The organism is Tahibacter caeni (genome assembly GCF_024609805.1).
GTDB lineage: Bacteria > Pseudomonadota > Gammaproteobacteria > Xanthomonadales > Rhodanobacteraceae > Tahibacter > Tahibacter caeni.
The window spans coordinates 1-1660 of record NZ_JANFVR010000582.1 but is presented as its reverse complement, the minus strand read 5'-3'; the positions used below and the strand labels follow the sequence as shown (position 1 = coordinate 1660).

The following is a 1660-nucleotide window of genomic DNA, read 5'->3' as shown; positions in this document are numbered from 1 at the left end:
AGGGCCGCGCCGAGGCCGGCACGCAGCAGGCGCTGGCCGTGCGCCTGCAGCAGGCCCGGCCCGGTCATCGCGGCCAGCAGCAGGAAGGCCGCGACCAGGACGCCGGCCGCCGCGCTCAGCAGAAACGGCTGCACGACGTACAGCCCGGCCGTCAGCAGCAGCACGCCGGCATTCAGCGCGAGGTACAGCGCGAAGCCGCCGCGCGCGCCGCCGCGCAGCCGGACGCCGGCCGCGGCCGGCAGGAACTGCAGCAGGCTGCCGAACAGCAGATTGCCGAGCAGGCCCAGCGTGAACGCATGCGTCGCCGCGAGGGTCGCCGGCTGCCAGCGCGACTGCAGCAGCGCGTCCGCTTCGACGAGCAGCAGCAGTCCCGCGGCCAGGCCCCAGCACGGCGCCGTCAGCAGAAAGCGCAGCGGCACCGCGACGTCGGGCGCGTCCTCAATCGCGAGCCGCGCCATCGGTGCATCGTTCGATCTGCACGCAGGCGCCGATGCCGTCGACGGTCGGCAGCACGTCGTACCGCAACCCGCGTTCGGCCAGGGCCTGCAGCAGCGGCAGCGGCAGCAGCGGCGTCCATACGCGCAGCAGGCCGCCGGGCGCCAGCGCATCCGCAGCGGCGAGCGCCTGCAGCAGCGGCTCGGGCGCCGGCAGGCCGCGCAGGTCGAGTTCGGGGACGGCGCCACGGCCGGTAACGCAGTACGAAACGCTCATGCGGCGATTGTCGGCGCGGCCGGCATGGGCGGCGCTGATGCAGATCAAGCGCGATGGAATCCACCGGTGCGGCTTCGTCGTCCGCGCTGCTGCCGTGGCCGTTCGCGTGGCGTCCGCGTCGGGGCGACGTCAGCGGTGTCGTCGCGGGCCCGGCTCTCCGGGCTTGCACAGGAAGCCGTAGCCGGCGTAACCGAGGGCCGCGCCGCCGAGGACAACCGGCAGCCAGCTGCCGCCTTCGTCTTCCTCCCCGACGATGCGCGCGACGCCGGGCCGGTCGGGCCGGTAGCGGACCTGCACCGGCCGGCCGCTGCGGAAGCCGTCGAGGGTTTCGCGCGACAGGATGGCGGCGGTCGTGACCGCATGGCCGTCGCGCGCGGTGAACGTGACGTCGGCGCGCAGGCTCACGTGGTCGCCGCTGCGCCTGACCTTCCTGCCGTCGCCGGTAGCGAATCACGTGGCGCCGCTCATGCGGACCGGCGTGTCGACGGCTGCGGCAGGCGCGCGTCGCGCAGGACGAAAGCCGGCACGCGGTGGCGCCCGGCGGATGTCGATACAGCGCTGTTGCCGCCGCGTACGGAAATCGATCCGGCGGCGCTCGCCGTGAACCCGTAGGCGCCGGCGCGTCGAATCGGGGATGCTCAATCGCCGCGGCGCGCGGACGCCGACGTCGCGACGAGGCCTTGCAGTGCGAGCGCGTTTGGTACGGCGCGGCCGGCGGCGGTGTTGTCGAAGATGCACCAGGCCGCCGCGCCGCCGCGCGCGGCCTCGGCCAGTTGCGCCGCGGCCGCACGCAATCGGGCCTCGTCGTAGTCGGAGTAGTACGTCTTCGGCGAGCCGTGCAGACGCAGGTAGCAGAGCTCGGCCGCGCCGCCCGGATGCGCCGCGGCCGCGACGACGGCCGGGTCGGCAGCGACGCGCGCGACACGCCGCGCGAGGAGCACGGCGTCGG

General features: G+C 74.9%; 2 protein-coding genes and 2 pseudogenes. All 4 read right to left on the bottom strand.

Translation table 11 applies throughout. The features are described from left to right. A pseudogene (locus tag NON22_RS23990) lies at window positions 1-458 on the bottom strand (hypothetical protein); the annotation flags it as partial. Continuing rightward, window positions 439-711 carry a DUF2249 domain-containing protein gene (locus NON22_RS23985; protein WP_257389502.1) on the bottom strand — a complete coding sequence of 91 codons (273 nt, stop codon included), beginning with the start codon at window positions 709-711 and terminating at the stop codon, window positions 439-441. The gene NON22_RS23985 and the pseudogene NON22_RS23990, both read right to left, overlap by 20 nt. A gap of 129 nt (window positions 712-840) precedes the next feature. Then, window positions 841-1122, bottom strand: a pseudogene (locus NON22_RS23980) (DUF3592 domain-containing protein); the annotation flags it as partial. Window positions 1123-1349: 227 nt separating this feature from the next. After that, a partial coding sequence (locus tag NON22_RS23975) for a DUF72 domain-containing protein (RefSeq protein WP_257389501.1) occupies window positions 1350-1660 on the bottom strand: 311 nt, incomplete at its 5' end.